We start from the raw sequence: 23,833 nt of genomic DNA on the forward strand, positions 1-23,833 counted from the left end.
CCTTATGGCGGCACGATTGGAATGGCGCACCTCACTGTGCGCCGCTGACTTCCCGGCAGCGGCTTACGAAGCGCTGCGTCTGCGGGTGACGGACCACACGCCGTTCAACACGCTGGCCTGGATGGCCGCGTCTGAACAGGCTTTGACTGCCGGGCAGCACCTGCACGTGCTGCTGGGCTGGCAAGGCAATGAGTTGCAGTTGTGCCTGCCGCTGGTGGCGTCCGTCGAGCGGTTCGCCGGGTTGCCGTTTCGGGTGCTGCATCATTTGGGTTATCCCCTCGCCGACCGCCTCGCCTTGCTCACGAACCTGGACGCCGAGGATATGCGCAAGGCCTTGGTCGAGATTCGTCGACGGCTGCCCCATGCCTTGCTGCAACTCAATGAACTCCCGGAACCAGTTGGCGAGGAAAGCGTGCTGACGCAATGGATGACCCACAGCTCGACCGGCGAACGCCGACTCAGCTGCCGGGTGCCGGTGCACTTGATCAGCGAGGCCGACCATCAGGAAGTGTCCGGCGACCCGCGCTACAAACTGCGGCGTGCGCGTAAACGCATCGCCGCGTGTGGTGCTCAGGTTCGACGGATCACCCCGGACGCCTTGACCATGGGCCCTTTGCTGCAGGCCATCAGCGAAGTCGAAGCGGTGAGCTGGAAAGGTGACGAAGGCGTCGGGATTTTCTCTGACGAGCGTCATCGACAATGGATGGACCGCGCCTTCACCGCCCTCGCCGAACAGGGGCTGGTGCGGGCGGTGGTGCTGGAACTGGACGGCCGTTGCATCAGCTACCGTCTCGGGTTGCTGGAGCAAGGTCGGCTGTACGACTACAACCTGGCCTTCCTGCCGCAATACGCCGACCTGGGCAGCGGCCGGGTGCTGCTTGAAGAATGGATTCGCTGGGGGCTGGACGAGAACTGGCGCTGGATCGATGCCTCGCGGGTCAGCCTGGAAAACTCCAGCCATCAACTGCACGAACGCATGAGTGGACAGCTGGAGCACTGGCGCTGGAGTTTCTATTCCTGGCGCCCCAGCGGTCTCGCCTTGGGCCTGGCGTTGCGCTTCTGGCAGCGACTCAAACCGGCCTGGCAACAGTGGAAAGCCCGGCGTGCGGCAGCAGCGGTCAAACCCGCACCGGTTGCCGCGCCTGTCGCCAAAGCCGTCGAGCCGGCAAAAACCATCATGGAGAGCGAACATGCCTCGCCAAGTCATAGTCAACGCTGACGATTTCGGCCTTAGTGCCTGCGAAAACGCGGTGATCCTCGGGGCCTTTCAGGCCGGGGTCATCAGTTCCGCCACGGCCATGGCCAACATGCCGGCCTTCGAAGCGGCGTGTGTGATGGCACGGCACCCGATGCTCGAAGGGCGGATCGGGCTGCACTTCAACCTCACGTACGGGCGGCCCCTGAGCCGGTCGATTCTGGGTCGCCGGACGTTCTGCGACAGCGCCGGCGTGTTCGACCTCAACCTGCCCCGCCACCGTCTGTGGCTCAGTCGCCGGGATCGGGCGGCGGTGCTCGAAGAACTCGAAGCGCAATGGCAGCGTTGCCTGGACAACGGCGTGCGCCCCAGCCATCTGGACTCCCATCAACACGTACACAACATCTGGCCCATCGGTGAAATCGTCGCCCGCTTCGCTGCCCGTCAAGGGGTGCCGGTCCGGCTGGCGCGCAACCTGGGGCAAAACCTGAGCCTGCCCAAACGCGTGTTCAAGGAGTTGCTCAATCGGCGCTTAACCCATCTGGCCGGCGCCACCGCTGACTATGTGTGTACCCCGGTTGATCTGCGCAATGCGGCGCCGCCGCTCGATGGGTTGCTGGAAATTGTCGCGCACCCCAATCAGCTCGGTGCCGATTTTGGCGATGCTTATCTGGATCAGGGCGAGTCGTTGAGTGCCCTGCTGGAGCAACGTTTGCCGGGGGTGGAGCGAGTCGCCTACACCGTGGTGGGCAAGTCGTTCAGCGAGCGTGCGGAGGCCGTAATGGAATAAACACCACACGGATTTTTAACGCCTGAAAATGTGTCCGAACGGTTACATACGTTGAAACAAAAGGCCGGAGATGGCAGCGCCATTAAATGGCCACTGTGCGCTATACCCACACTACTTTCATCCACGCAAGACCATTCCTTCGTCAAGGAGGGCTTCATGAACGCACTCGACAAGCTTCGCGAACGCATCAAACAAAAAGGTCTGAGCCGCACGTTCAATACGCTGTGGAAGCGCTACGTGTTTTTCCATTGGGAACTGTTGTGGATGGAGCGCGACCTGGTCAGCCCGGTGCCGCCGCACAAACTGCGTCCCTACTCGGGCTTACGCAAGGTGATCATCACCCCGGAAAACGCCACGGCATTCGCCAAGCATTTTGGTGACCGCGTCGGCACCATGGCCGAACTCGCCGCCGAAGGTCACACCGGGCACATGTACCTGGACGACGAAGGCCATGCCTGCGCGTTCATCTGGGGCAGTACACGTGACTATCACGACCGTCACTATTACGGCTGCTGGTTCCCGGTCAAACCCGGTGAGTTCTTTGAATTCGGCGGCGAAATGACCCGAGCCTACTTCGGCACCAGCCTGTCGGTGGATGTCCAGGTCGCCCTGTGGGAAGCGATGCAGGCGCAAGGCTGCGACAAGGTGGTGGACACCTGCGAAACCCACAACATCCCGGCCCTCAAACTGCACATCCGCATGGGGTATCAAGAACAGGGGCGCGTGACTCACGTCTATGGTCTGTTCGGCCGCTGGCGCTTCTACCGCCAATCCACCTATACCGGCTCACGCCTGGACCCACTGCGCAAACCGGGCCGGCCAGTGGTGACGAGTGCGGCGCAGGCTTGATGTGTGCTTGAGCGTTGCGGTGTCAGTGACACCGCTTTCGCGAGCAGGCTCGCTCCTACAGGGGCCCCTCACCAGACATCAGTGACATCTGAACGGCCTTCTGCCATGGTTCACAGCATTGTCCATCTGCAGTCTGTGATCACAGCACGTCAACAATGGGGGTCCGTCTCATGAGCAAAGCGTCCTACATTCCTCCCAAGGTCTGGAAAAACAACGCCCCGTCTGGCGGCGAATTCGCCAACATCAACCGGCCAACCGCCGGACCGACTCATGACAAGACCTTACCGGTCGGCAAGCACCCGTTGCAGTTGTACTCACTGGCCACGCCCAATGGGGTGAAGGTGACCATTCTGCTGGAGGAGTTGTTGGCGCTTGGGCATACCGGCGCGGAATACGACGCCTGGCTGATCCGCATCAACGACGGCGATCAGTTCTCCAGCGGCTTTGTCGAGATCAACCCGAACTCCAAGATCCCGGCGTTGCTGGACCATAGCGCGAAGCCGCCCATCCGCGTGTTCGAGTCCGGTTCGATCCTGCTGTATCTGGCGGAAAAATTCGGCGCTTTCCTGCCCACCGATGTGGCAGGACGCACCGAAACCTTGAACTGGCTGTTCTGGCAAATGGGCGCAGCGCCCTACCTGGGCGGCGGCTTCGGGCATTTCTATGCCTACGCGCCAGAGAAACTTGAATACCCGATCAACCGCTTCACGATGGAGACCAAGCGGCAGCTGGATGTCCTCGATCGCCGACTGGCCGAAAGCCCCTACCTGGCGGGCGATCACTACACCATCGCCGATATTGCAGTCTGGCCTTGGTACGGCCAACTGGTGCGGGACAAGGTGTACTCGGCGGCCGAGTTTCTGTCTGCACACGAATACACCCACGTGCAACGCTGGGCGGAGGAAATTGCCAAGCGACCTGCGGTCCTGCGCGGGCAGCGCGTCAATCGTACGTGGGGCGATGAGGAAAGCCAGGTGCCTGAACGGCATGAGGCGGATGATTTGAACCGCTGAAAATCCGGGCTCTCAGGTTTGATGGCTGACAGATAAACCGTGGTGCGGTCATCGCGAGCAAGCTCGCTCCCACAGGGATCTACGCCCGGACACAAACGCTGTGTCTCATGAAGGTCAAAACTGTAGGAGTGAGCCTGCTCGCGATGGCGCTGGCGGTGGCACATTCAAAGCTGATGTGACTGAACGATTGCTATCGCGAGCAGGCTCACTCCTACAGGGGATTTTTGGCGGACATCCGACGGCGACAACGAGGAGTTTCTTCGTGCTATCGGCTATGTGGTAAAAGCACGTGGAATGACACAAATAGCCAAGGGCTCAGGTATGGGGCGCGAAAGCCTGTATAAGGCCTTCGCTCCGGGTGCAAAACCTCGTTTTGATACGGTCTTGAAAGTCATTCATGCCCTTGGAATTGATCTCTGCGCGCAGCCAGGTCATTCGGTAAATCACTCGGCTCACTGAGAGCCGCTTCTGACTACAGTGCTCGCCTCACCACCAACGAAAAACACATCGGCAATTGCGCCACCTGCCGCTCATACCGGTCATACACTTCCTCCCGATTCGAGTGCGGGTATTCCTTGAAGTGGTTGATCTGCAACCCTGCATCGAGGGCACCGGTGAAGATGTCCCCGAGGGTGTGAGCAAACCAGTAGGACGCCGCAGCCGGCTGTTCGACCTTGCCTTCGTACACAATCGGCTGATTCTGCACAAACGGTTCGCTGCGAAAATACGAGCTGTGCGGGCGATACGGATCGGCCGATTCAGGGTCGAACATCTCCAGGAACGGATGGGTTTCGTACACCACCAGCGCCCCGCCCGGCTTGAGGGTTTGCGCGACATGCTGCATGAACTCGCCGATGTCCGGCATCCAGTTCAACACGCCGATGGTGATCAGGGCCACGTCGAAACGCTGATGCAACGAGGTCGGTAACTGATGGATATCGGCTTCGATAAATTCGGGCTGATGGGGTGAACGCGACGCCAACTCCCGCGCCTGATCGAGAAACGCGGCCGACTGATCGACGCCCACCACGCTGCGGGCACCCAGCGCATACAGCGAGAGACTTTCGCGGCCGTTGTTGCAGCCCAGTTGCACCACATCCCGGCCATCGACGCCCACCTGTTCCAGCACGCCAGTCAACGTCGCATCCAGACAGGAAAAATCCCGCTGCCCCACGGCACTCACCAAATCGCGCCATTCGCGGGTGTCTTTGTGGTGTCGGGCGGAGTCATTCCACGCCTCGCGGTTGCTGGCGATGGCTTGTTCTTGTGTCGGCATTTCCATTGCACGCTCCAGATTCGGGTCTTGATTGACCGGCCCAAGTCTAGATCGGAGTGCTGAAAAAACCTGTTGGAATCTTGTAAACCGGGCATCGCGAACGCGTGCCCGCACGACAGCTATAGTTAATGACCTTGGGGAATTGCGCGAAAACCGAATGCACAGGTGTTGCCATGAAAAAATCCGATCTGATGCTGCTCACTGTCTGCCTGACACTGGCGAGCGCCGCCCACGCGGACGACAGCCTGACGCCGACCACCGACTACAGCAGTGAATTCAACTATTACGGGGCCGACCAGCCCTTCGCTCACCCGGTTCCCCCCTCCATGAACATCATTCCGCCGGGGTCGTACATCCCGACGTCGCCCCAGACTTTCGTGCCGGTTTCAAGCCAGCACGTGTTCTCCGACTCACGCTTGCCGACAATCGCCGATGCCTCCACCCGGGTGTTCATTCGCACCTACGATGCCGAGCATGGCGTCTATGTGAACGAGGAAGTCCTCGACCCGACCTGCCTGCTCGAATGCCTCAGCCGTCAGGGCCCGGTGCTGCAATAAGCGCTACCACTGGCGTTTATCCGGACGTGCCAGGCCGAGTTTTTCGATCCGGTAACGCAGCATGTCGCGGCTCAGGCCCAATAGCCGAGCGGACTTGGTAACGTTCCAGTCGGTCTTGTCGAGCATCTTGCGCACCATGTCGCGCTCGACTTCCGGCAGGTTCATCGACTCCGTGCCGCTGTAGACCGGACGCGGTTCATGGTGTTGCGGCTCATGCTGATACATCGGCGGGTCGTCCACCAGGCTCAGGCAGACGTTCAACTGGTGCGCGGCGATGGTATCGCTCTGAGCCAGCAGCACGGTTTGCTCGAGCATGTTGCGCAGCTCGCGCACGTTGCCCGGCCAGCTGTAGCTGAGCAGCAGCTCTTCGGCCTGATCGCTGAAATGCAGGTTCGGCTTGCCATAGCGTTTGCCGTGGATCGACAGGAAATGCCGGGCCAGCAGCAGGATGTCTTCACCACGGGCATACAGGCGCGGCACCTTGATGGAAATGATCCGCAGGCGGAAGAACAGGTCACGGCGAAACTTGCCTTGCTGGACCATTTGTTCGAGGTTGCAGTTGGTGGCGCTGATCACCCGCAGATCGACCTTGCGCTCCTTCACCGCGCCGACCCGGCGAATGGTCCGGTCTTCCAGCAGCTTGAGCAGTTTGGCTTGCAGCAACAGGTCCATTTCACCGACTTCATCGAGAAACAGCGTGCCGCCATCGGCCGCTTCCACCAGGCCGGTCCGTCGGTCCTTGGCGTCGGTAAAGGCGCCTTTCTCGTGGCCGAACAGTTCCGACTCCACAAGGTTGGACGGGATCGATGCACAGTTGAATTCAATGAACGGGCCTTTGCTGCGCGGGCCGTCGAAGTGCAGTGCCCGCGCCACCAGTTCCTTACCGGTGCCGGTCTCGCCTTCCACCAGCACCGGCGGCAGGTCGGCGTTGGCCATGCGGCGCTCGGCGTCGAGCAATTGGGCGATGGTGTTCTTCAGGTAGTTCATCGGCGCCGATTCGCCGATCAAGGCCTGCACGCCGGACTTCTGCGCCTCGCGTTCCTGATAGAACGACAGCGTGCGCTCCATGCGGTCCGTGGCCAACGCTTTGTCCAGCAGCAGCTTGAGCTCGGGAAGGGCCACCGGTTTGGTGACGTAATGAAAAGCGCCCTCCTTCATCGCCACCACGGCATCTTCGACATTGCCGTAGCCGGTCATCATGATCACTTTCAGATCCGGCGCGCTGATGCGCAGCTTCTGGATCAGGTCGTGACCACTCATGCCAGGCAACGAATTGTCGGTCAGCACCACGTCCGGGGCGAACGTACTCAATTGCTCCAGTGCATCTTCAGCAGAGTGGCAGACCGTCACCTCGAAGTCTTTGCGCTCCAGGTAGGTCTGAATATTCTCGGCGAGGATTTCGTCATCCTCGACCAGCAATATGCTGTGCTCCATATTCCCCTCCCGTTGCCACTTTAAAATTGAGACAGACGCGGGTTCCCTCCTGCTCCTGGCTGGTCAGGTCGACCGAGCCTTCGAAACGCTCCATTATTCGTTTGACCAGGGCCAGGCCTACGCCCAGCCCGCCTTGTTTGGTGGTGAAGAACGGCTTGAAGACCATCTGTTGCTGCTGCGCGCTCATGCCTTTGCCAGTGTCACAGAGGATCATGCGCACATGGCCCGGCTGCGGCTGTTCGATCTCGACGGTCAAGTGGCCGCCCTTGGGCATGGCTTCGAGGGCGTTGGCAAACAGGCTATTGAGAATTTGCGTGAGCAGCACCTGTTGGCTGACGACCGGTGGGCAGGTTTGAGGTGTGAAGTGCACCTCCACGTTCGAACGTTTGATCAGCGCATCGAAGGCACTCAGGGTGTCATCGATGGCCAGCACCAGGTCGACCGTTTCGTAGTCATCATTCATGGGCCGCAACGACACCAGCAATTCCCGCACCCAGCGCGACATGCGATCGACCTGATTGATAATGTCGCCGATGTTCTTCTGCGCACTCTGGCTGGCGATTTCCTGGGCCAGTTCGGCGCTGGAGCGAATGTTCGCCAGCGGATTGCGCAAACTGTGCGCCACCGCCGAGGACATTTCCCCCAGTGCAACAAACGTCTCATTGGTAATCAGTTGCTGTTGCTGGCTCTGCAGCAACGTTGCAGCCCGACGAACAATCCAGAACAACCCAAGGTAAATGACCAGGCCGCCAAGTACTGTCGCGATCCAGATTGCCTTGAAACCACGCTGGATGCGCTCCACCAGATCCACTGGCTCCTTATAGATCTCGACCATGGCGATCACTTTGCTTTTGTCGGCGTTGAACATCGGGATGTAGTTCTCGACGAACAGATATTTGGGCTCGCGCAACAGCATCTGTTCGGGACGCTCCTCGTCGATCTGGTGATAGCTGGTAGAGACGGTTTCCTTCATTTCAAAGGACTCGTCCAATTCTTCATCGCCTTCGACGCGCATGCCGATCATTTGTGGATTGGTCGACCAGACCACCGTGCGATCCAGGGCGTACACCACCGCCAGCAGCGTGTCCGGCAAGTGTTCGACATGATCGAGAAACTCTATGCGGGCCGCAGCACGGGCGCCTGGATTGACGTCGGAATAGGCGTTGTCATCGCGCGGATCGAGCATTTCGCCCATGGTTCTTGTGAGGGGGATGCCCGCGTGACGGATTTCCGCATCACCGATGGCCTGAATGAATTGCGCGGTCAGCATGGAGTCACGTTCGATGCTCTCATCGACGACAAAACGCGTGGACACATAGCCCAAACCCAGCGCCACGGCGGCGATGATCAGAAAGCTGCCCAGGGAAAACCAGCGCAGCAGATTGAACTGTCCCAACCGGTTTTGGCCCTTTGCTGCCGGCGTGACCGGCGCAGGTTCTTTTTGTTGTTCTATTGTCGCCATAGGGTTGTCCTGGATGCTCGTATCTAGCCTGTTCAGCCATGTCACGGATCAGTGTAGGTCGCATTGAACGTGCCTGATGACCCAATGATAGTATTTCGCCGCTATTGCGCCTGTGCCGCTTGCAAGGGCTGCTGGCGCTCGGTTTCTTCCTGCAAAAAATCCACAATCGACTGCGCGGATTTCTCATCCAGGCGCAGGTTGGGCATCGGTATTTTGTCGAAACGTTCAAACAGCTCCACGGCAATCGGGTCTTTCTCCTTGAGCATGCTGTCCGGCTCGCGAATCCAGCGGTTGAGCCAGGCCGGGTCGCGTTGGCGGGTCACGCCGATCAGGTCCGGGCCGATGCTGCGCATGCCGAGGCCCTGCCCGTCCATTGGGCCCAGGCTGTGGCAGGACGCGCAGCGGGTGCGGAACAATTCTTCGCCATTGCTTGGTGGGCGGATTTGCGGAGCGTCGGCGTAGCTTTCTTCCGCGCTGGCCTTTTTCCAGTTCTGCAAGGTGTTGGCCAACTGATCGGCCAGAATCCATGGATTTTCGAACGGTGAGGCTTTCATCCAGCGACCGGTACTCTGGTTGCCGACGATCAGGCTCAGGTTGTGGTCCTTGCTACGTCCGTTGTCGACGCCTTCAATGAACAGCCCGAGTTTCTTGCGCAGCTCAGTGACGTCGGCAAATTCCCCGGTGAGGAATTTCCAGCCCGGCCCGATCTTGAAGCGTTGCGCATAGGCCTTGAGCACTTCGGGTGTATCGCTCAAGGGGTCAATGCTGATGGAGTAGAAAAAGATGTCCTTGCCGACCCGGTCGCCGAGCAGCTTTTGCACCTGGCGCAGGCGCGCGGTTTCCAGTGGGCAAGAGTCGCTGCACGAGGTGAAGATGAAGTTGATCACCACCACCTTGTCCTTGATCAGGTCATCGAAAAAATGCACCTGCTGACCGTCCTGGTCAGTCAGCAGAGTGTTGGGGAAATAGTCGCCGCCCCAGGGTGTCGCCGATTCCGTCGGCGACAGCACACCCTCATGGGCCAGCAGCACCTGACTGGCCAGCAGACAAGTGACCAGCACCAGAATCAGGTGCATGCCCAGGGCGCGGGAGCGCGGCGTGTGCACGTGCAGGTCGGCTCCCTCGCGGCGTTTCATGGTTTGACCACCACTTTAGGGCCGAAGCCGTCGCCAGTGCGGAAGGTTGGCAGCGCGGCGGAGTTGACGTAGCGCACACCATCCCAGCTTGGCAGCGGTGTGGGCATCAATTGGAATTGCCCGGGTTTCTCAATGTCCCAACGCAGCAACATCGAGTTGTCTTCGTGCTGGGTGTTGTGACAGTGCTCCATGTAGGTCCCGGCGAATTCGCGGAAGTTGATCGCCATCTCGACGTTATCCAGGCCATCTTTTTCCGAGCCGATGCGGTACACGTCCTTACGTGCCCATTTTTCCCATTCCGGTGGCGCCTTGCCGCCGCGACTGAGGATGATCCCTTCCTCGAAGTGCACATGCACCGGGTGACTCCAGCCCGTGCCGCCGGCCTTGATGTTCCAGACCTCCAGGGTGCCGAAACCCGCAGCACCGGCATCGGTCGGACCGTTGGCCAAGTGGGTCGCCGTGTTCAAGCGCCGTGGGTCCATGTGGAAGCCGAAGCCGCCGTCGGTCTTGACCGTCCACGGTGCTTCATCGGTGCCGTCGGAACGGCCGAAGGTAAAGGTGCGGTGAAGTGCCTGGGCCAGCAGTGCCTTGTCAGTAGCGTTGTCGCGATGGATCTTCAGCGGGATCATCACCAGGCCTTCAGCTTTGCCCGGTTTGGCCGGTTCGTAGGCTGCAGGGTTCATCGCCAGGTCTTGACCGGTGTAGGCCTTGACGTTGAGTTGCAACACTTTGCCCACCGCAGGGTCGCCCTTGTCCCACATCGGCCCTTTGCTGGTTTGCTTGATCACCGCTTTGTAATTTTCAGAGAGCACGTCGGCCAGCGACACCGGTTCTTTCGGGCCTTTGCCATCGTCGTGGACCAGCAGGTTGACGAAGAAAATCTTGTCCCCCGGCTTGATGCCGTTTTTCGCGAAGTTGACGATGATGTCGAAGCGTTCGGCAATGCCCTGGGTGGGCAGGATTGCGTTGTGGTTCTGTTTATCGCCGTCGGCGTCGAGGTCCATGGAGCCGTCGAAAGGCACGCTGTGTTCCATGATGTTGCCGTCGTTGGCAATCATGTGGAACGGCACGCGGGCATAGGACACACCCGAGCCTTTAGGCCCTTGGAACTCGCCACTGGTGCCCTTGATTTCCCGCACCAGCGCAAACTTGTAGTAACGCGATACCGAGCCGTTGAGCATGCGAAACCGATAGCTGCGGGCGCGGACATCGAGGCTCGGTTTCCACTGCCAGTTGACCAGCACCTGGTCACCGAGGAAGCCATCGGTGTTGAAGGGGTTGAACCACAGCTGACCGTTCTGATCCCAGGCCTTGTCGGCGAACACCAGGTTGACGTCATAGTCACGGTTACCCCACGGCAAGGCACTGCCGCTGGGGAAACGCAGGTTGACGCCATCGTTCACCGATTCGTTGCCGCGGTCCAGGGCACTGTAGTAGTTCATCATCGCCGCGTTGCCCTTGTAGACGTTCTGCGCGGTGAAATCGAGCATGTGGTCGTGGAACCAGTGGGAGCTCATGGTTTCGCGCCAGTCGCCTCGGATCTTGATCGTGCCGTTCTCGCACGTCTTGCGGCTCGGGCTCATATCGTTGGTCCACAGGGTCTCACCTGGCGAGCAAGGGAATGCCGCGCGTGGATCATGAGCGTCGGTGTTGATGGTGTCGTAACCGGCCAACTGGATCGGCCAGCGATAGTCGTAATACTGCCCGGGGAAGAAAAACGCGTTGGCATAACCGTCGCTTTCGGCCGGCGCATGACCGTTGTGTTCGTGGGTACTGATGGTGTGCAAGCCAAAGCCCATGTTGGCGGCGGGGTCGATCGGCAAGCCGTTGTAGTGACGCATCAGTACCGGTTGGCCATAACGCACCATCAGCAATTTAGGCGGCAGCGTGCCGTCGAAGGTCCAGACCGAATTGTGATTCTGCACCGGCATGCTCGGGTGGAAACGCGCGTCGACCCCTTTGGCTGTGCCATCGGTAGCCGGCACCCCGGCGACGTTGTGATACAGGCCACCGGGGCCGAACTCGCCCACGGCGTAGTGGTGCATTTGCAGGCTGTCACGCCAACCGCTGTTGAGCCTCGCCCCGGTTTGCACGGTTTTGTAGGCCATTTGCGGGTAGAACTCGTTCCAGCGTTGATGCGACCAGCCTTTTCCTGGTGGACGACCTTCAGCCGACGAGCCGATATGGCGGTTGAGGAACACTTCAATCTGCGCCTGCCACGGGTTGCGATCCACCACGTTGGAATACTGGCTGGGGAACGGTGTCAGCCCCGGTTGACGCATGAAGGCATCGAGTGCCGCGCTCGGTGGTGCACTGCGGGCGGCATTGGTCGGGTCCTGTTGTGGCAACGGGCCTACCGCTGCCGGCGGAAAACCCAGCGGCGCCGCCGGTGTGGTGGGGTCGAGTTTTTCCGGGCCGAACTCTTCGAACAGCACCAACTGCTGAGTGAATGGCTGGGCGCCAAACAACGGGCTCGGCTTGCCATTGGTGGGGTAGTTGAAACTGGTCTGCACCGCCGGCGGCAGGACATTTTCCTGCCGCGTGGTCATGCGGGTGCCTTTGACACCATCGGGCAGGTCGAAGGAATCTTCGTTGGCCTCCGGCATGGTCAAAATGGCATTCAACGCCGTGGCTTCGTCAGCCGGTTCGTCGTAGTAGGCCGAAGGGTCGGACGGTTCTGGCTGTCGCTCGTCATCAATCGGGCTGGCACGCAGATTCGCTGTGCCCAGCGTCATCGTCAGAAGGACGCCCAGAGGCGTCAACAGGCCAAACCACTTGAAGGGATAACGCGCTTTTGTGTCCATCACCAGCCGCCTCGAAGTCATGAAGGGGGTGATGGGGGTTTTGCAAGGAGCTCGCCAGATTTGTAACTAATTTATACGAAAGTATTAACACCCGAAAAAACAATGGCTTATCAACATCAATGTGCCATACGCCGAAAAAACGACTGGGTCCTGACACCCGCTAACGGGGAAAGTTCACACCCAGTTTCAGGGGAATCGTTTAAACGACAAACGGACGGTCGTGCCCTCGCCTTCACGGCTATCCAGGGTCACCGCGCCACCGAAACGATCCATGATGCGTTTCACCAGCACCAGCCCGACGCCCAAGCCACCTTGCTTGGTGGTAAAAAACGGCCGGAACGCCATGCTGCGCTGCTCCTCGTTCATCCCTTTGCCGGTGTCGCTGACGCTCACACAAATACCTTTGGTATCGGTCGGTTCCAGCAAGATCGTCAGCGTGCCGCCCTTATCCATGCTTTCCAGCGCATTGGCCAGCAAGCTGTTGAGGATCTGCGTCAGCTGCACCTGCTGGCTCAACACCATCGGTGTTTCCTTCGGCTCGAACACTACGTGAACATTGGCCTTGGCGATCTGATGCTCGAAGGCGAGCAGGCTGTCATGCAAGCAGGCAACCAGGTTCACCGGCTCCGCTTCGTCATTGAGCGGTCGCAAAGACTGCAGTAATTCCCGGACCCATTTCGACATGCGGTCCACCTGACCGATGATGTCGTTGATGTTCTTGTGGGCCGGGCCACTGTCGAACTCAAGGGCCAGCTCGGCGCTGGAACGAATGGTCGCCAACGGGTTGCGCAAACTATGGGCAACCGCCGAAGACATTTCCCCGAGGGCGACAAAGGTTTCGTTGGTGATCAGTTGTTTTTGTTGCGTGGCCAACAGAATCGCCGCCCGTCGCACGATCCAGTACAAGCCCAGGTAGATCAGCCCGCCACCCAGGGCCGTGGCCAGCCAGATCAGGGCCAGGCCGCGCTCCATACGCTCGATCAGGTCCTTGGGTTCCTTGTAGATCTCGACCATTGCGGTGACGTTGTTGCGGTCGGCGTCGAACAGCGGGATGTAATTCTCGATGAAGATGTAGTCCGGCGGCGTGACGAACTTCTGCTCCATGCGCGCCTTGTCCACGTTGTGATAGCTGGCGGACACCGGGGTCTTGGAGCCGAATGCCTGATCGAGGTCCTCGTCGGCATGGATCGTGGTGCCCATCAATTCAGGGTTGGTGGACCAGATCACCATGCGGTCCGGGGCGTAGATGTTGGCCAGGATCACATCGGGCAAATGCTGGATGTGATCGAGGAACTCACCCCGGGCACTGGCTCGGGCCTGCGGGTCGACATCGGGGAAATCCTTGTCTTTGCGCGGGTCGAGCAACTCGCCCATGGTCCGCACGTGAGGAATGGACACATGGCGCACCTCGGCCGAGGCAATCGCTTCAATGAACTGTGAGGTCAGCAACGCATCACGCTGCACGCTCTCGGTAATCACAAAGCGCGTGGACACTGCGCCCAACGCCACAGCCACCGTGCCGATCACCGCCATGCTGATCAGCGAAAACCAGCGCAGCAGGTTGAACGGCTGTTTGCGCGAACTCAGGCGAATGTCGCCTTCTTCTTTGAGCAGGGCTGTGGCTTGAATAGTCATCGACGTGGTTTCCGGGTGCTCCCTATAGGTTTATAGCCCACTGCCCGATGTTTGCCCGGCTTCGGGTTTTGTCCCCCCCACTTCCCCCGTTTGCCCCACTGCCCCCATAGCCCCCCAAAACTGGGGACAGTCGCCCGCTTCAACGCCCGGCACGATTTTGCTGCGCCAGTGCCACAGGCTTTCACTGCGGGCCTGAGGCGGTGGTTTTCAAAGATTGGTATGGAAGTTGCCGAAGCCCTCTCAACTGACCCACCCCCAAGGGGCAGGTCTTCTGATAGAGGGAATACTCATGCACCCTTTACTGTCCAAAACCACGATCGCCCTGATCGTGTCCGCTCTGGCCCAAGGCGCTGCGCAGGCGGCGCTGTTTGCAGTCGACACCGGACCTTACCTGCCCGCCAACGGCAATTTCGCCGCCTGGTATCAAGACACGCACGGTCGCACCCTTGATCTGTGCCTGTCCAAGGCCGTCAGTTCCAGGGTCGCCAGCGCACCCGGCGCCCCGACTTACATGTGCTCGTTGATCCCCACACCGGGTGTTTTCGACGACACCCAACCGATGGTCTTCCCGACCAACTTTCCCGACGAAGCGTTCTGGGCGACCGGCGAAACCACGATCGTCGATGCAACCCGTGGCATCGACCTGACGTATGTCTCTGCGGTTGAAGCAGCCTTCAGCGGCGGCGACCCGGTGGAAGGCGACCAGATCAGCTTTGCGCGCATCCGCATCCGTATCGATGTGCCCACGGCCGGGACCTACGTCGTGACGCACCCCTATGGCGTCGAAGTGTTCACCGTCGATACCCCCGGGCGGCGGGCGATCAACATGACCCGGGACATCGGCATCGGCGCAGCGAAAACCTACGACGGCGCGCTCAAGGGCGATGTCGGACCGTTCCTGCGCAGCGTCAACGGCCCCTACACCGAGACCAACCCGGTCACCGGTGCCGCCGAACAATTCGTTGGCGACCCGAACCTCACGGAAGCCGTCACCGGCAGTCCGTTCAACACCAACTTCGTGCGCATCGAAGGCCCCAATGGCCTGGACTTGCGCACCAACCTCTTTGCCGTCTCCGGCAAGCTGTCGACGGTGGTCCGGCCAACCCCGGTCATCGCCCAGCGCAGCACCTACTCACGGCATGCCGGTACCAGCGCACCGGTGGCTCAGCAAGACGTCTTCGTCATGGCTCCGCCCGCACCGGCGACGGTGACCCTGGACAGCAACAACCCGGTGTTGAACTTCACCGAAGCCGACAGTACCGGCCATTGGTACGCGCAGTCGTCGACCAATCCATCGTTGCCGAACACCCTGCAAGTGACCGCCGACAACCACCTGGCCATCGCCAGCAGCACGCCGACGACCCTGCCCATGCCCCTGAGTGACCTGGTGGTGATTTCCCGTGCCGAGTACAGCCTGAGCAATGGCCAGATCACCATCGTCGCCTCGACCAGTGATGAAACCTCGCCACCGGTGCTCACCGCCACCTCGGGTACCGGGGCCGCCATCGGCGCGCTCAGTGGTGATGGTGCCGTGAAAAGCCTGGCCACCGGCATCTCGCCGATTCCGCCAGCCCAGGTTCGGGTGACGTCATCCAATGGCGGCAGCGACACCGAAGAAGTGGTCATCGTGCAATGAACGCTCACATGCCCAGATCCTCATCAGGAGGCATCATGAACAATTGGCCACGCCTGGCGCTCAACGCCCTGGGACTGACTCTATCGCTGTCCGGCAGTGCTTTCGCGCAACTCGCTGCCGTCGACCCCGGCCCCTATACCTTTGCCACCGGGAAATTCCCGATCTGGTACCAGGACAACAATCTGCTGTCGATGGAGCTGTGCCAGTCCAAAGCCGTCAGCTCGCGGGTAGGCGCCTCTGTACCGCCAGCCTACATGTGCACCCTGCTGCCGGCACCGGGCATTTTCGACGACACCCAGCCGATGGTGTTCCCGGATAACTGGCCAGACGAATCCTTCTGGTTCCTCGCCGAGACCACCATCCCCAACAACGCCGCAGGCTACGGGATGGACGCCTACGTCGCCGGGATAGAAGCGGCATTTGCCGGCGGGAACCCGCTCGACGGTGATCAGATCAGCTTCGCGCGGATCCGTATGAGGATCAACATTCCCGTCGCCGGCACCTACACCATCACCCACCCTTACGGCGTGGAAACGGTCAACGTCACCACCCCCGGCCGTCGTGCGATCAACATCACCAGAGACGTCGGCGTCGGTGCGCCAGGGGTCTTCAGCGGTGCGGTCAACGGTGCCATCGGGCCATTCCTGCGCAGCGTGAACGGCCCATACACGGAAGTGAACCCGGAAACCGGCGCCGTCGAAACCTTCGTCGGCGATCCGAACCTCACCGAAGCCGTGACCGGCAGCCCCAACAACACCAACTTCGTGCGCATCCAGGGGCCCGCCGGGACTATCGAGACTAGCCTCTTCACCCTGTCCGGCAAAGTGCTCGACAGCCGCGCGCAAACACCGGTGGAAATCAGCCGCGCCACGTACCGGCGCACCGGCGGAACGGGAGGCAACAGCACCCGCGTCGAAGTCTTTGGCAAAGCCGACAACGGCTCGGCCCTGTGCTTCCGCGAAAGCATCGCCCTGGTCCCCGGCCCGCCTGTTTCGCCTTGTCAGACCACCATGGTCGGCGATAACAACGGCCAGTTCTTCGGCCAGCACCTCCTGGCCAACGGCGCCGTGCCTCCGGTCGTCGTGATCACCGCCACCAACCCGACCGGTTCGACCCGTCCGACCTCCGTGTCGAGCAAACTCAGCGATGTGGTGAAAATCCAGACCGCCCGCTACAACTGGAGCAATCACAGCCTGCTGATCGAAGCCACTTCCACCGACGAAGTGGGCATACCGGACATGGTCGCTCAGGGTTATGGGCGGCTGTCGAAGAACGGCACGCTGCAACGCCTGACCGTTCCGGATCTGCTGCAGCCACCGGCCACCGTGACGATCAAGTCGGCCGCGGGCGGCAGTGACACCGAGCCGGTTGTTGTAGTCGGTACCGCACCGGATACCGGTCAGAACCAGGCGCCGATCGGCGTTGCCGATGTGGGCAGCACCACCTTTGGCGTGCCGGTCACCCTCAACGTGCTGGCCAACGACAGCGACCCGGACGGCAACACACCACTGAGCGTCACGGCACTGGCACAACCGGCCGCTGGCCAGGGCACCGTGGCATTGGCCGTCAACAATGTGGTCTATACCCCGCCCGCCATCGTCAATGCACCGTTGACCACGACCTTCACCTACAAGGTTCAAGACGCCAAGGGCCTGGCCTCGACCGATCCGGTGACCGTGACCGTCACTGTGGCGCCTAACCAGTCGCCGGTGGCTGTCAACGACAGCGTCTCGACCCAGGCTGCAGCCGTCACGATCAACGTGTTGGCCAACGACACTGACCCTGAAGGCAACCTGCCGCTGGCCGTCGCCAGCCTCACCCAACCGGCAGCAGGACGCGGCACTGTTGCCATCAACGGCACGGCGATCACCTATACGCCTCCGGCTACGGTGTTGCTGCCTTTCACCACGACCTTCACCTACGTCGCCCGGGACAGCTTCGGCGCCCTGTCGGCACCGGCCACGGTCACCGTGCAGGTGTCGCCACCGCTGGTCCTTGAAGTCTTCAACGTGACGGCTGCCACGGTCACCGCCCGTGCCGGCAACCGCTTCACCTGGAACTTCGCCGGTACCTCGTCGACGATCGTCGGCAACACGGTCACTGTCCAGGTCACCACACCGGCCGGGCTGGTCACCCTGGGCACCGCCACCGTGGCGATTACCGGACGCTGGACCCTGACGGTCACCAACACCACGGTCGCCCCATCGCTCAACCCGACGGCCACCATCCGTTCAACCCCGGGCTCGGTGCGCAACGTCTCCGTCACCGTGCAGTAAACGCTCGCCCCACCGACCGCAATGGCCGGTGGGGCAAGCCCTCAACCAAGGACTCAGCCATGAAAACGTCGACCGCCGCCCTGCTCTGCCTGCTTCTGCTTTGCAGCAGCGCGGGTGTGCGCGCCGATGACTTGATGGACAACAACGACCTCGGTCCCGGTGGCGACCTGGGCGAGTTACCCCCACCGGTTGGCCAGCACGCGCTGATCGACCAGAACGGCCAGGCCAACATCGCACTGGTGCAACAGAACGGCCAGTCGTTGCTCGGCAATATCGTCCAGTCGGGCAGCAATCAGGAGGCTTACATCCTGCAACAAGGCAACGACCTGATGGCCATGATCAACCAGCAAGGTTCCGGCAACGATGCCTCGATCACACAAACCGGCAGCCACAACCGTGCGCAGATTTCCCAGAACGGCAATAACAACGACGCCAGCATCGTCCAGGCCGGCACGGGGCTCTCCAGCGCCGTGACCCAGTCCGGGAACGGCATGAGCGTCTCCGTCAAACAATATCGCTAAAGCACTGCACCACTTGGAGGTTCCATCATGTTCAAATTAATGCCCCTCACCGCCGCCATACTGGTCATCCTCAGTGCCCAGGCGATGGCCGACGACAGCACGTCCATCCAGAACCAGAACGGCGATGCCAACATCGCCAACGTGAAACAGACCACGGCCAGTTTCAGCACGTCCACCCAGCAGCAGGCTGGATCGGGCAACGATGCGGCGACGTTGCAGGACAATGCCAGCAGTACCATCGAACAGACCCAGGTCGGTGACTACAACGCCGGTTATGGTGAGCAACTGTACGAAAACGGCAGCACCATCACCCAGCAGCAGGTCGGCACGTTCAACACCAGCCATGCCAGTCAGTCGATTGGCGTGGGCGCCAGCCAGGCACTGCAACAACAACTGGGCAACGGCAACTTCTCGTTTATCTATCAGGACAGTCAGGACGGCTCCACCGGCACGACCTTCCAGCAAGGCGACAACAACGAGGCCAACATCGAACAGATGCAGTTGGGCGTGGAGAACACTGCGTCCATCATCCAGCTCGGCAACACCAACTACGGCACCGCCGAGCAGGTGTTTCACGTGGGTGGCCAAATCAACATCAACCAGTCGGGCAACGATAACTATGCCTATGGCGATCAACGCAACGGACTGGGCGGCACGATAAGCATCAACCAGCTCGGCGATGGCAACGGCAGCGAAGTCTGGCAAGACAGCCAGACTGCCAGCCAGACCACCATCAATCAGATGGGGCAGACCAACGAAACCGTGGTCGACCAGAGCTTCGGCCAAAACAACGTGGCGACGGTGCTGCAAGTCGGCGACCTCAACGCGATCTATGCCGACCAGTTCGAATCCCTCGGCTCGACCGTCGCGCTGTATCAAGCGGGCACCGGCAACGTGCATTTCACCTACCAAAGCGGCAATAGCCATGTGCTCAACGCCAATTCGGTGGGGACTGGCAACAAGGTCTACGCCAGCAACTGGAAAGGCCCGCAAACGGGTGGCCAGTTCGGCAGCAACCAGCGTGCGACCGTCAATCAGGTGGGCACCAACAACGTCGCCAACTTCACCCAGAACGGCGCCGGCCACATCATGACCACCAACCAGTCCGGCACCGGCAACTCAACCAAGGTCAGCCAGGCTGATTCCTACAACGAGCTGTATTTCGACCAGAACGGCAGCGACAACATCCTCATCGCCGACCAGCGCGGCACCACCAACCTGGCCCAGGGCAGCAGTAACGGTACTGGCAACAGCACCGAGTTCGACCAGTCGGGCAGCGGCAACCAGGCCTACACCACACAGCTGTATGGCAGCGACAACATGATCACCGTCAAACAGGCGGACACCATGAACGTCGCCTATGTGACCCAGGGCGGCACCGGCAACATTGCCAGTGTTGATCAAAGCGGCGTAAGCCAGACGGCGACCGTGCAGCAGTTTGGTAGCGCCAACCAGGCAACCGTGTTGCAGCAATAATCGCAAGGCGAAAAAAACCGCGGCCTTTGGTGAGGGTCGCGGTTTTTTTGCGTGTGATTGCTCCCACGCTCTGCTTGGGAACGATCATTAAATAAGTGTGGGAGCGAGCTTGCTCGCGATGACGGAGTGTCAGTCGACTTCAATGTTGAATGTTAAACAGCCTTCGCGACGCTGCAAATTCAGCGACCGGGTTTGGTCGCCCAGGTTTGGAATGGCGCACTTTTCATGCTTGCTTCATGGCGAGCCGTGCGTGGGAGGACTTAGGCCCTGCCGGGTTCCATTCCCTGGTCGACCAACCTGCGTACAGGTTGCCACCCCACTGCTTGGTCGCAGTCGTGGCGAACTCCCTATTTTCGAATGGAGCTTCACCATGATCAAAGAAACACCAAATCTCCCCGAAACCGACGACGTTTCCCCCTACGAATCCGTCGATTCCAAAAAATTCCACGACGCCGCCGAACGCGCACTGAATCACTACCTCAATCCCTCGGTCCTGAAATCACCGTTCACCCGCAAACCCAGCACCATGTTCCTCTTCGCACCGGACCTCAAAGACGAAGACCTGCTGGCCCACACCTGTGAATCCCTGGCCCAGGCCAGCGTGATGGCCGGCGATTTTGCCGCCTAACTGGCCGCGAACCGAATGATGGACAACCTCGAACTACCAAAACCCGCACTACAGCGCTAAATTCCCGGCAGAAACCAATCCAATTGTAGGATTGAGTACATCTGATAGGGATTGGTCGGCTGTCAGGCTGCCATCGCGAGCAGGCTCACTCCTACAATGAATCGGCGTACAGCCCTGGCTTCTCACCACTCATCAGGCCGAGCGTTAGCTCGCCTGCAGCTCTTGATCTTGATCCACCCGCCCCCTCGGGAGGCTGAGTGGAGGTGTGCATCCGGGGAGTGGCGCGCAGCGCCGTTCGACGCAGTCGAACACGCTGCATGTAGGTCGAAGCGAAGCCGACCGGAGGGCAGTGTCCCCGGATGGATACCGGAACGAAGGAACGCCCTGAAGTTAACGGCGCAATGGGTTAGCAGCGGAAGTACCAAGGCGACAGGTACCTTGACACGTACCGCGTTTGACAAAAGGGACTCGCTGTAAGAGCGAAACCATTAGCGGCCGTTACCGCAGCAACGGATATGTACACCCAACAACAAAAACCAGGTCGGCCCGAAGGCCGCCTCGGTTTACTCACTCTCCGGATCAACCTTCGACTGAGTCAGGTACCGGTCAAGCGTGGCATCGGCATCCGGCGTGTTATCACCTGCTACCTGCCACAAATGCCGCTCAATCCCCTGCGCCAGCAAATGCCCGACCGCCGCCTCGATCGCCGACAACACACACAACTGCGCCGGCTCGTTCGTGGTGTAACCGACTTCAGCCTCGAGCAACTTCTTGAACTCGATAAACTTGAACACCCCGGCACTACGGCTCACCGAGTAGATCGTCTTACTGGTCATCACGTTAGCCAACACCTGCCCACTGCGAACATCCACCGCCCGCAAGTTCACCGTGACCTGGTCCACCCGGTACTCCCGGGAAATATCGATCCCCAGATAACGCGCCCCTTCCCCCCCACTGCGAACGTTGGTGTCATAAGCAATGATCCCGCCTTCGAGCATCATGTTCGCCGCTTGCAACGGAGGCAGTTCACCCTGGATATTCACCGGCGTATTGGGCTTTTTCTGCGAAGCGCGAATGATCTTGCGCTCGGTCAGCAAGTTCTGCAGCCCTTCCCGCTCCAGCACCACAAACCAGCCGCTGGCCTGCAACGCATCCATCAACATGCTCGCCGCGCCCTGGGTCACGCTGGTTGAAAACGAACTGGCCGGGGTCGGTTTGTATTGCCCGGTCTGGTCACGAAAACCATACACCACCGCCATCAACCGGCCCTTGGGTCGAGGCATGGCCAACAAGTCGTAATAGGTCGACGCCCGAGGTGTCAGGGTCGGGGTCTTGGTGTCCTGCTCGGCCGACATCGGCTCGCGCAAACCACACCCTTGTAAGGTTGCCAACATCAGCCCTAGCGCAATTATTTTTTTCATGTCCCTAACTCCCCATCGACCCAAAGCCCTTTAAGGAGCGAGGCCATTCACCTGGATTTCCGACACTTCACCGGTCGATCGGTCCGTCACCTCAATGGTCAGTGCACCGGAGTCGTCGACAACGTTGACGATAAAAGCGTCAGTAGAAAGACTCCCCGAATTACCGGAGGAAATGTTGTCCAGCACTTGCCCCAGCAACCGCGATTGCAACTGACTGGTGAATCGCTCCAGGGCTGTGGTCCCGGCCACGGCGGTACGGTTTTTCAGGTCCGGATCGTCATAGTCGTTCTGCGCCTGGGCGTTGTTGAGTAGCCAGGTGCCGTTCAACGGGTTGCCGCCGAACGAAGGGTTGATGGGCGTGTACACCAGCTCCGTGGCCTGGACCAGGCTGGCGCTGCCAAGCCCGAACAGTAAAAAACCGGTGCACTGCAAGAACGTTGTCGTTTTCATAATTCGTCCCTCTCCAGGTCCGTGGTGTCTTGCAACAAGGCCTCCAGCTTCTGCTGGGCTATCTGTGCGCGAACCATGTCGGCCGCCTGGTAGGCTTCCTCCTGAAGGTCCACGGTGTTCGGCGGCAAGAAACGCCGATAAACCAGTCGCTGCCGATATTCCACGGTCACCAGGCTGCCCCAGCGAGCCGAAGGTCGTTCACGTACCACCAGGTTGAAATCCATCGGGCTGGTGGCGCGCAGACGCTCACTAAACGAGTAGTAAAAGTCGTGGCCGATGTGCGAGATCGTGTCATCGACAATGAAGCCGAGCATTTCCTCTTCTTCGCCAGCGCTGGCGAAAGACGCTACACACGTGAGGATCAGTACAGCGAGCCAGTGTCTGTTCATGGCGACAGCCCCTGAGGCCGTGCGGACTGGCTTTTCGGCGGGCCGGACGTACCGTCGAGGAAGGCCTTCTCGGCCACGAACTGCCAGTCTTTGTAGCTGGCCATGCCGGCGAAATCCGACCATTGGCTGGGGAAATCATTCTGCTTGAGCGGCGTATCCGTCGAGGGGCTGTTGAGGCCGGTGATGCGCCCGTCGAAACCGCGCATCAGCGTCCACTCACCCCCGCCAATCGGGTCCGGGTACAGCTGGCGCAGATGATGTTTGGGCGAGGGAAAACGCTCGTCCTGCAGCAGGTCCGCCAGTTCTTTCGGGTACTGCGCCAGGCCTGGTGAACTGCGGTAGTAGCTGCGCAGGGCCTGGGCATATTGGGTGCCGACCCACAGCAACTGACGCTCCCGATCGCGGCGCGAGGCGGTTGCCCACAACTCGCCGGCACTGGCCAGGCCCATGCCCATCACCATGATCAGAAACAGCACGCCCAGGTAGGTGAACCCCGCCTCGTCAGCCGGCTTACCACTCGGAATAAAGGCTGCCATCGCGCGCCCTCCCTGTGGCTCCACTTTTGATATCGGCCACCCCGCCCGCCACGCCATCCGGCGGCGCGACCAGCACCCAGGTGTCTTTACGCTCGGCAATCGGGTCCATCGGCGCGTTGCGCAGGTAACGCTGTTCGATCAGTTGATCGAGGGAATCGGGGTAGCGTCCGGTGTCGCCGTAGTAGTGATCCAATGCTTCGCGCATGGCCGACAGGCTCTGGCGCAGTGTGGTTTCCTTCGACGTTTCGAGGCTGTTGAAATAGCGTGGCAAGGCGATGGTCATCAGCGTCGCGATGATTGCCATGACCACCATCAGCTCCAATAAGGTAAAGCCCTTTTGCCGACGCAT

21 protein-coding genes and 1 pseudogene are annotated in these 23,833 nt (G+C 60.3%); 11 read left to right on the forward strand and 11 right to left on the reverse strand.

From position 1 onward, the window contains the following. Positions 1-4: 4 nt before the first annotated feature. The 5 genes and pseudogenes from H8F22_RS01975 to H8F22_RS01995 form a co-directional block, all read left to right on the forward strand. Positions 5-1,219, forward strand: coding sequence for a GNAT family N-acetyltransferase (locus tag H8F22_RS01975; RefSeq protein ID WP_027921367.1), 1,215 nt, complete (start codon positions 5-7; stop codon positions 1,217-1,219). Then, entirely contained in the window at positions 1,191-1,985 is a 795-nt protein-coding gene (locus H8F22_RS01980; RefSeq protein WP_027921368.1) for a ChbG/HpnK family deacetylase, read from the forward strand. Before H8F22_RS01975 ends, H8F22_RS01980 begins: the two co-directional genes overlap by 29 nt. 156 nt (positions 1,986-2,141) lie before the next feature. Beyond that, the gene (locus H8F22_RS01985) at positions 2,142-2,834 is read left to right on the forward strand and encodes a GNAT family N-acetyltransferase (RefSeq protein WP_027921369.1); all 693 of its coding nucleotides are present in this window, start codon (positions 2,142-2,144) and stop codon (positions 2,832-2,834) included. 170 nt (positions 2,835-3,004) lie between these two features. Beyond that, the gene (yghU, locus tag H8F22_RS01990) at positions 3,005-3,847 is read left to right on the forward strand and encodes a glutathione-dependent disulfide-bond oxidoreductase (protein ID WP_194939708.1); all 843 of its coding nucleotides are present in this window, start codon (positions 3,005-3,007) and stop codon (positions 3,845-3,847) included. A 234-nt stretch (positions 3,848-4,081) separates the two neighbouring features. Next, a pseudogene (locus H8F22_RS01995) lies at positions 4,082-4,306 on the forward strand (addiction module antidote protein); the annotation flags it as partial. A gap of 13 nt (positions 4,307-4,319) precedes the next feature. Here H8F22_RS01995 and H8F22_RS02000 read toward each other — a convergent pair. Then, a complete protein-coding gene (locus tag H8F22_RS02000) occupies positions 4,320-5,129 on the reverse strand; it encodes a class I SAM-dependent methyltransferase (protein WP_027921371.1) in 810 nt (269 codons plus the stop codon). A 167-nt stretch (positions 5,130-5,296) separates the two neighbouring features. Here H8F22_RS02000 and H8F22_RS02005 point away from each other — a divergent pair, with 167 nt between their 5' ends. Continuing rightward, the gene (locus H8F22_RS02005) at positions 5,297-5,680 is read left to right on the forward strand and encodes a hypothetical protein (protein ID WP_027921372.1); all 384 of its coding nucleotides are present in this window, start codon (positions 5,297-5,299) and stop codon (positions 5,678-5,680) included. A 3-nt stretch (positions 5,681-5,683) separates the two neighbouring features. Here H8F22_RS02005 and H8F22_RS02010 read toward each other — a convergent pair whose 3' ends face one another. The 5 genes from H8F22_RS02010 to H8F22_RS02030 form a co-directional block, all read right to left on the reverse strand. Continuing rightward, positions 5,684-7,114 (reverse strand): sigma-54-dependent transcriptional regulator, encoded by a 1,431-nt coding sequence (locus H8F22_RS02010; RefSeq protein WP_027921373.1) that lies wholly within the window; start codon positions 7,112-7,114, stop codon positions 5,684-5,686. Next, on the reverse strand, positions 7,083-8,576 hold the full coding sequence (locus tag H8F22_RS02015; RefSeq protein ID WP_059181123.1) for a sensor histidine kinase: 1,494 nt from the start codon (positions 8,574-8,576) through the stop codon (positions 7,083-7,085). The genes H8F22_RS02010 and H8F22_RS02015 overlap by 32 nt, the downstream gene beginning before the upstream one ends. A 101-nt stretch (positions 8,577-8,677) precedes the next feature. Next, a complete protein-coding gene (locus H8F22_RS02020; RefSeq protein WP_032833367.1) occupies positions 8,678-9,712 on the reverse strand; it encodes an SCO family protein in 1,035 nt (344 codons plus the stop codon). Continuing rightward, entirely contained in the window at positions 9,709-12,516 is a 2,808-nt protein-coding gene (locus tag H8F22_RS02025) for a multicopper oxidase domain-containing protein (protein WP_027921376.1), read from the reverse strand. The genes H8F22_RS02020 and H8F22_RS02025 overlap by 4 nt, the downstream gene beginning before the upstream one ends. Positions 12,517-12,702: 186 nt before the next feature. Continuing rightward, on the reverse strand, positions 12,703-14,151 hold the full coding sequence (locus H8F22_RS02030; protein WP_194939709.1) for an ATP-binding protein: 1,449 nt from the start codon (positions 14,149-14,151) through the stop codon (positions 12,703-12,705). Positions 14,152-14,440: 289 nt separating this feature from the next. Here H8F22_RS02030 and H8F22_RS02035 point away from each other — a divergent pair, with 289 nt between their 5' ends. The 5 genes from H8F22_RS02035 to H8F22_RS02055 all read left to right on the forward strand — a co-directional run bounded on the left by H8F22_RS02035 (position 14,441) and on the right by H8F22_RS02055 (position 20,688). Continuing rightward, entirely contained in the window at positions 14,441-15,787 is a 1,347-nt protein-coding gene (locus H8F22_RS02035) for a hypothetical protein (protein WP_059181125.1), read from the forward strand. Positions 15,788-15,822: 35 nt separating this feature from the next. Then, complete coding sequence (locus H8F22_RS02040) at positions 15,823-18,063, forward strand: Ig-like domain-containing protein (protein ID WP_027921379.1); 2,241 nt, start codon at positions 15,823-15,825, stop codon at positions 18,061-18,063. Between the two features lie 59 nt (positions 18,064-18,122). After that, positions 18,123-18,584, forward strand: a complete 462-nt coding sequence (locus H8F22_RS02045; protein ID WP_027921380.1) for a curlin — start codon at positions 18,123-18,125, stop codon at positions 18,582-18,584. Between the two features lie 27 nt (positions 18,585-18,611). Next, positions 18,612-20,060 carry a curlin gene (locus tag H8F22_RS02050; RefSeq protein WP_027921381.1) on the forward strand — a complete coding sequence of 483 codons (1,449 nt, stop codon included), beginning with the start codon at positions 18,612-18,614 and terminating at the stop codon, positions 20,058-20,060. A 370-nt stretch (positions 20,061-20,430) separates the two neighbouring features. Continuing rightward, positions 20,431-20,688 carry a hypothetical protein gene (locus H8F22_RS02055; RefSeq protein ID WP_194939710.1) on the forward strand — a complete coding sequence of 86 codons (258 nt, stop codon included), beginning with the start codon at positions 20,431-20,433 and terminating at the stop codon, positions 20,686-20,688. Positions 20,689-21,251: 563 nt separating this feature from the next. On the opposite strand, the gene H8F22_RS02060 is transcribed toward H8F22_RS02055, so the two are convergent. Genes H8F22_RS02060 through H8F22_RS02080 form a run of 5 tightly spaced genes read right to left on the reverse strand, consistent with a single transcriptional unit; the run spans position 21,252 to position 23,833 of the window. Then, a complete protein-coding gene (locus H8F22_RS02060) occupies positions 21,252-22,109 on the reverse strand; it encodes a CsgG/HfaB family protein (RefSeq protein ID WP_027921382.1) in 858 nt (285 codons plus the stop codon). Between the two features lie 30 nt (positions 22,110-22,139). Continuing rightward, complete coding sequence (locus tag H8F22_RS02065) at positions 22,140-22,559, reverse strand: curli assembly protein CsgF (RefSeq protein ID WP_027921383.1); 420 nt, start codon at positions 22,557-22,559, stop codon at positions 22,140-22,142. Further along, positions 22,556-22,948 carry a curli production assembly/transport protein CsgE gene (csgE, locus tag H8F22_RS02070; protein ID WP_027921384.1) on the reverse strand — a complete coding sequence of 131 codons (393 nt, stop codon included), beginning with the start codon at positions 22,946-22,948 and terminating at the stop codon, positions 22,556-22,558. Before csgE ends, H8F22_RS02065 begins: the two co-directional genes overlap by 4 nt. Continuing rightward, a complete protein-coding gene (locus H8F22_RS02075) occupies positions 22,945-23,484 on the reverse strand; it encodes a type II secretion system protein (RefSeq protein ID WP_027921385.1) in 540 nt (179 codons plus the stop codon). The genes csgE and H8F22_RS02075 overlap by 4 nt, the downstream gene beginning before the upstream one ends. Further along, positions 23,459-23,833, reverse strand: coding sequence for a type II secretion system protein (locus H8F22_RS02080; RefSeq protein ID WP_027921386.1), 375 nt, complete (start codon positions 23,831-23,833; stop codon positions 23,459-23,461). Before H8F22_RS02080 ends, H8F22_RS02075 begins: the two co-directional genes overlap by 26 nt.

Origin of the sequence: Pseudomonas mucoides (assembly GCF_015461845.1) — a bacterium.
In the GTDB taxonomy this organism is placed as follows: Bacteria; Pseudomonadota; Gammaproteobacteria; order Pseudomonadales; family Pseudomonadaceae; genus Aquipseudomonas; species Aquipseudomonas mucoides.

Excerpts from the sequence above, each read along its gene's own strand:
- H8F22_RS01975 (WP_027921367.1), top strand. The coding sequence starts at position 5 with ATGGCGGCACGATTGGAATGGCGCACCTCACTGTGCGCCGCTGACTTC.
- H8F22_RS01980 (WP_027921368.1), top strand. The coding sequence starts at position 1,191 with ATGCCTCGCCAAGTCATAGTCAACGCTGACGATTTCGGCCTTAGTGCC.
- H8F22_RS01985 (WP_027921369.1), top strand. The coding sequence starts at position 2,142 with ATGAACGCACTCGACAAGCTTCGCGAACGCATCAAACAAAAAGGTCTG.
- yghU (WP_194939708.1), top strand. The coding sequence starts at position 3,005 with ATGAGCAAAGCGTCCTACATTCCTCCCAAGGTCTGGAAAAACAACGCC.
- H8F22_RS02000 (WP_027921371.1), bottom strand. The coding sequence starts at position 5,129 with ATGGAAATGCCGACACAAGAACAAGCCATCGCCAGCAACCGCGAGGCG.
- H8F22_RS02005 (WP_027921372.1), top strand. The coding sequence starts at position 5,297 with ATGAAAAAATCCGATCTGATGCTGCTCACTGTCTGCCTGACACTGGCG.
- H8F22_RS02010 (WP_027921373.1), bottom strand. The coding sequence starts at position 7,114 with ATGGAGCACAGCATATTGCTGGTCGAGGATGACGAAATCCTCGCCGAG.
- H8F22_RS02015 (WP_059181123.1), bottom strand. The coding sequence starts at position 8,576 with ATGGCGACAATAGAACAACAAAAAGAACCTGCGCCGGTCACGCCGGCA.
- H8F22_RS02020 (WP_032833367.1), bottom strand. The coding sequence starts at position 9,712 with ATGAAACGCCGCGAGGGAGCCGACCTGCACGTGCACACGCCGCGCTCC.
- H8F22_RS02025 (WP_027921376.1), bottom strand. The coding sequence starts at position 12,516 with ATGGACACAAAAGCGCGTTATCCCTTCAAGTGGTTTGGCCTGTTGACG.
- H8F22_RS02030 (WP_194939709.1), bottom strand. The coding sequence starts at position 14,151 with ATGACTATTCAAGCCACAGCCCTGCTCAAAGAAGAAGGCGACATTCGC.
- H8F22_RS02035 (WP_059181125.1), top strand. The coding sequence starts at position 14,441 with ATGCACCCTTTACTGTCCAAAACCACGATCGCCCTGATCGTGTCCGCT.
- H8F22_RS02040 (WP_027921379.1), top strand. The coding sequence starts at position 15,823 with ATGAACAATTGGCCACGCCTGGCGCTCAACGCCCTGGGACTGACTCTA.
- H8F22_RS02045 (WP_027921380.1), top strand. The coding sequence starts at position 18,123 with ATGAAAACGTCGACCGCCGCCCTGCTCTGCCTGCTTCTGCTTTGCAGC.
- H8F22_RS02050 (WP_027921381.1), top strand. The coding sequence starts at position 18,612 with ATGTTCAAATTAATGCCCCTCACCGCCGCCATACTGGTCATCCTCAGT.
- H8F22_RS02055 (WP_194939710.1), top strand. The coding sequence starts at position 20,431 with ATGATCAAAGAAACACCAAATCTCCCCGAAACCGACGACGTTTCCCCC.
- H8F22_RS02060 (WP_027921382.1), bottom strand. The coding sequence starts at position 22,109 with ATGAAAAAAATAATTGCGCTAGGGCTGATGTTGGCAACCTTACAAGGG.
- H8F22_RS02065 (WP_027921383.1), bottom strand. The coding sequence starts at position 22,559 with ATGAAAACGACAACGTTCTTGCAGTGCACCGGTTTTTTACTGTTCGGG.
- csgE (WP_027921384.1), bottom strand. The coding sequence starts at position 22,948 with ATGAACAGACACTGGCTCGCTGTACTGATCCTCACGTGTGTAGCGTCT.
- H8F22_RS02075 (WP_027921385.1), bottom strand. The coding sequence starts at position 23,484 with ATGGCAGCCTTTATTCCGAGTGGTAAGCCGGCTGACGAGGCGGGGTTC.
- H8F22_RS02080 (WP_027921386.1), bottom strand. The coding sequence starts at position 23,833 with ATGCGTCGGCAAAAGGGCTTTACCTTATTGGAGCTGATGGTGGTCATG.